The following is a 3908-nucleotide window of genomic DNA, read 5'->3' on the forward strand; positions in this document are numbered from 1 at the left end:
TGCTGGCACGTAGTTAGCCGGGGCTTTCTTCTCAGGTACAGTCACCTCAAGAGCAGTTACTCTCCCAAGCGTTCTTCCCTGGCAACAGAGCTTTACGATCCGAAAACCTTCATCACTCACGCGGCGTTGCTCCGTCAGGCTTTCGCCCATTGCGGAAGATTCCCTACTGCTGCCTCCCGTAGGAGTCTGGGCCGTGTCTCAGTCCCAGTGTGGCCGATCACCCTCTCAGGTCGGCTACGCATCGTCGCCTTGGTAGGCCTTTACCCCACCAACTAGCTAATGCGCCGCAGGCCCATCCACAAGTGACAGATTGCTCCGTCTTTCCTCCTTCTCCCATGCAGGAAAAGGATGTATCGGGTATTAGCTACCGTTTCCGGTAGTTATCCCTGTCTTGTGGGCAGGTTGCCTACGTGTTACTCACCCGTCCGCCGCTAGATTATTTAGAAGCAAGCTTCTAAATAATCCCGCTCGACTTGCATGTATTAGGCACGCCGCCAGCGTTCGTCCTGAGCCAGGATCAAACTCTCCAATAAAGACCAACCGAGGTTAGTTATAGAAAGAGCGATTAGCTCATTTTGAAACTGACGAGATAAAATATCTCATTGTGGATTTTGCAAGCAAAATCCGTACTCACTCGTTGTTCAGTTTTCAAAGATCAAACCTACATTATATCTTGCTTTTGTTCTTACTTTGTTTCATCACCGCGTCTCAGCGGCGACCTTTATAATATACCATCTCTTTTTGAGATTTGCAAGAGTTTTTTTTGAAATCTTTTTTCGAGCAAATCCTTCAAAAAGGAACGAAAATTAATTTACCATGAATATAGAATAGAGTCAATACTTTTTTGCTCATAATATTTATCTTTTATTGTTTGCTTTGAGGAACACGCCCTCTGCGGGCATATTTGGATAGTTCCTTAGCGGGTGCAAAGCGGGCATACATGCGAAAGACTGTTTTATACCGAAGTGCTATTGCATAACGAATATCCTGGTCTAATCGGGTATCACTCATGTCAAGCAGCATTTCATCGAGTTCCTTACGAAGAACGTAGTCCAGTTCCTTGCATTCCTTTTCGTTAAACAGCATTCCCAGCATATGACCATACTCCCTTATCAGCTTATTATTAGATAGTACTTATATTTGTTCAACTAATTTCAGCGCTTTTTCCTTTAAGCTCTCCCCTTTGTTATGTTCAATTTTCAGTAAATATATAAATAAATGTCCATAATATTTTAATGCGACAATAAGCGATAAGTTACGCCACTTTCAATCGCGGCTGCGATAAGCAGCAAAATGACGGACCATATGGACACTGTGAATGTCTGTTTTATAAAGTTCTCCCACGTTTGACCGTCCCCTTTTCGTTTCAGCCCCATGCTTGAGCCTATCGTAGACATTACTTTAATCCCAAACTTCAATCCAAAGGCGCAAGCGATAATCAGAACAGGCAATTCAATCACCCCATGAGGAAGTAATTCTTTTACAACAACCTCATACATACTTCTTCCCATATCTGTCTGCAGATGCACTACAAATCCTAGAACCATTCCATTCACAATTAAAAATATAAACGGCACGATTCCAAATAAAGCCCCTACAAATATAACTAGCACACACTTGATGGCATTATTGAAAAAGATAAACACAAAAAAGCTCCATTGAGGATGATCAGACTGCTGCAAACGTTGAGCTACTCCACCCAGGCCTTCTATTTGTTGAGCTAGCATGGATTGGATAGCGCCTGTACTTAACCAGCCCACCACAATACTTATGCAAAAAAGAAGTGTAGAAACTAAAACTAGCCATCTTGTCGTGTATAGATCATGAAGAAACGCTTTTAAACCCATTCGATGTTTCCCTCCTGTAGTACATTGGCATAATTGACAACCCCCGGCATAGCTTTAAGTAAACAAGCACTTCTAGGATGAAAGGGGCATTATTATACTATGAATTCTTTTTTCTATGTTTTGAACGGTAAAAAAATCAAACGGTTCTTTATCGTCATAGCTGCGGCCTTCTTTGCTATTGGGGTCATTTATGTAGAAACTGATAATGTTACCGTTTTCTCCGAGGAAGCACCGGCCGCTGTTTATAGTGTACCTACTGAAAAAAAGCTGATTGCCCTCACCTTTGACATTAGCTGGGGCGATAAGCGCACTGCTCCTATTTTAAAGGTTCTTGAAGATAAAAAAGTGACCAAGGCCACTTTTTTCCTTTCTTCCCCGTGGAGCAAAACACATCCAGAGCTTGTGAATCAGATTAAAGACAGTGGATTTGAGATTGGAAGTCATGGACATAAACACGAAAATTATAGCAGCTTAAGCGACGAGGACATTCGCAAACAAATTTCAACGGCCCACACCACACTAACCGAGCTGACCGGACAAACGCCGAAATTAATTCGTATGCCTAATGGGGACTTTGACAAAAGAGTCCTTCAGGTGGCAAGCACTTTAGGCTATAAAACCATTCAATGGGATACCGACTCCTTGGATTGGAAAAATCCTGGTACTCAGGTCATTATCGATCGTGTTGTAAATAAAGCGCATCCTGGTGACATCGTTCTTCTCCACGCCAGTGATTCCTGTAAACAAACTCATGAAGCACTGCCGGTTATTATCGACAAATTGCGTGCACAAGGATATGAATTCGTAACGGTATCTGAACTTCTACAACAGGGTACAGTAAAAGGCAAAGAAGTTCGTGATCAGGCCATGGGTCTTTAAGGAGTTATTTTACATCGTTCTCAGCAAAAAACCAAAAGCCGATCGACATATTTCTCCTCACTCATTCGCATACTATCCACATTCATGATGAAGGAGGAATACGGCCATGAATTGGACTCGTTTGCGATTTGTCAGCATGATATGCGTACTGGGCGTTGCACTAAGCGGCTGTGGCTCGGATCAAAGTTCTGCATCTCCCCAGAACAGTTATAAAGAGACGAAAACGATGGTAGTCGATATCTTAAAAAGTGATGATGGAAAAAAAGCCATAGAAGAGGCTCTGACCGGGCAAAGCAGTTCATCTGGACAATCCGGTCAAAGCGGTGAAGAAGGTGGATCTGGTGGCAGTTCCGGCGGTGGATCCGGTGGTGCTTCTGGTGGCAGCATGGGAATGAAAATGCTTATGCCTACACAATCGGCTGAGCAGATGAAAATCGCGGTCAAGGATACGCTCGTTTCACCTGAGTATAAAAAAGAAATCGAAAAAATTATGACCGATCCGCGTTTTGCCGGAGAATTTGCCAAAGCGATCAATAGCCAAAACAAACAGCTTCATATGCAGCTTATAAAGGACCCATCTTATCAGAAGTCCATTGAGACCATGCTCAAGTCGCCAGAGTTGACCAAGATGTACATGGACCTGACTAAAACCCCTGAATATCGCAAACAAGCCATGACTGTCATGCATGATGCTATGCAAAGTCCGATTTTCCGGCTTGAGGTGATGAATTTACTCAAAACCGTCGTACAAGAGGAACTCCAGCCTAAGGTTGAGAAAAAAAATCCTGGTGGCACAAGCGGTCAGAAGCAAGGCGGCGGCGGTTCCGAAGGTGGTGGCGGTGGTCAAGGCGAACAAGGAGGAGGCCAATAATAAAAAGGCTGGTTGCGCAACCAGCCTTTTTTTTATTCAGATTCAGCATGTAACGCTGTAATTTGAGCTGCGATTTCGTTATAAATAGTACCCGTTGCCGATTCAGATTTATATACGGAAGGCGAAAAATCAGCTTCTGATGGATGATTATCCGGGATCCCCAATGGGATCTGAGCCAACAGCTTGGTATGTAGAGTATCAGCCAGCATAGCCCCTCCCCCGCGGCCGAAGACATAATCCTTTTCACCGGTAGAGGAAACATAATAGGACATATTCTCCACAACGCCAATGACTTTATGATCCGTTTGGAG

At 43.7% G+C, this 3908-nt stretch carries 6 protein-coding genes and 1 rRNA gene; 2 read left to right on the forward strand and 5 right to left on the reverse strand.

What is annotated here, in order from left to right; genetic code table 11:
* The 3 genes from WG8_RS22350 to WG8_RS22360 form a co-directional block, all read right to left on the reverse strand.
* A 16S ribosomal RNA gene (locus WG8_RS22350) occupies positions 1-533 on the reverse strand; the annotation flags it as partial.
* 331 nt (positions 534-864) lie between these two features.
* The gene (locus WG8_RS22355) at positions 865-1095 is read right to left on the reverse strand and encodes a hypothetical protein (protein WP_007432545.1); all 231 of its coding nucleotides are present in this window, start codon (positions 1093-1095) and stop codon (positions 865-867) included.
* Positions 1096-1232: 137 nt separating this feature from the next.
* Positions 1233-1847 carry a stage II sporulation protein M gene (locus tag WG8_RS22360; protein ID WP_007432546.1) on the reverse strand — a complete coding sequence of 205 codons (615 nt, stop codon included), beginning with the start codon at positions 1845-1847 and terminating at the stop codon, positions 1233-1235.
* 99 nt (positions 1848-1946) lie between these two features.
* Between WG8_RS22360 and pdaB the strand changes: the two genes are divergently transcribed.
* Entirely contained in the window at positions 1947-2726 is a 780-nt protein-coding gene (gene pdaB, locus WG8_RS22365) for a polysaccharide deacetylase family sporulation protein PdaB (protein ID WP_007432547.1), read from the forward strand.
* 106 nt (positions 2727-2832) lie between these two features.
* Positions 2833-3597 carry a spore germination lipoprotein GerD gene (gerD, locus tag WG8_RS22370; protein ID WP_007432548.1) on the forward strand — a complete coding sequence of 255 codons (765 nt, stop codon included), beginning with the start codon at positions 2833-2835 and terminating at the stop codon, positions 3595-3597.
* Here the strand turns inward: gerD and WG8_RS29620 are convergent.
* A complete protein-coding gene (locus tag WG8_RS29620; RefSeq protein WP_442950086.1) occupies positions 3491-3748 on the reverse strand; it encodes a hypothetical protein in 258 nt (85 codons plus the stop codon). The two genes, gerD and WG8_RS29620, sit on opposite strands and share 107 nt — an antisense overlap.
* The coding region (locus WG8_RS29075) for a P-loop NTPase (RefSeq protein WP_007432549.1) at positions 3630-3908 on the reverse strand (279 nt) is incomplete at its 5' end. The genes WG8_RS29075 and WG8_RS29620, both read right to left, overlap by 119 nt.

The organism is Paenibacillus sp. Aloe-11 (assembly GCF_000245715.1).
GTDB classification, from domain to species: domain Bacteria; phylum Bacillota; class Bacilli; order Paenibacillales; family Paenibacillaceae; genus Paenibacillus; species Paenibacillus kribbensis.

Bases quoted from the DNA above. Each gene is read 5' to 3' on its own strand.
- gerD (WP_007432548.1), top strand. From the start codon at position 2,833: ATGAATTGGACTCGTTTGCGATTTGTCAGCATGATATGCGTACTGGGC.
- pdaB (WP_007432547.1), top strand. From the start codon at position 1,947: ATGAATTCTTTTTTCTATGTTTTGAACGGTAAAAAAATCAAACGGTTC.
- WG8_RS22360 (WP_007432546.1), bottom strand. From the start codon at position 1,847: ATGGGTTTAAAAGCGTTTCTTCATGATCTATACACGACAAGATGGCTA.
- WG8_RS22355 (WP_007432545.1), bottom strand. From the start codon at position 1,095: ATGCTGGGAATGCTGTTTAACGAAAAGGAATGCAAGGAACTGGACTAC.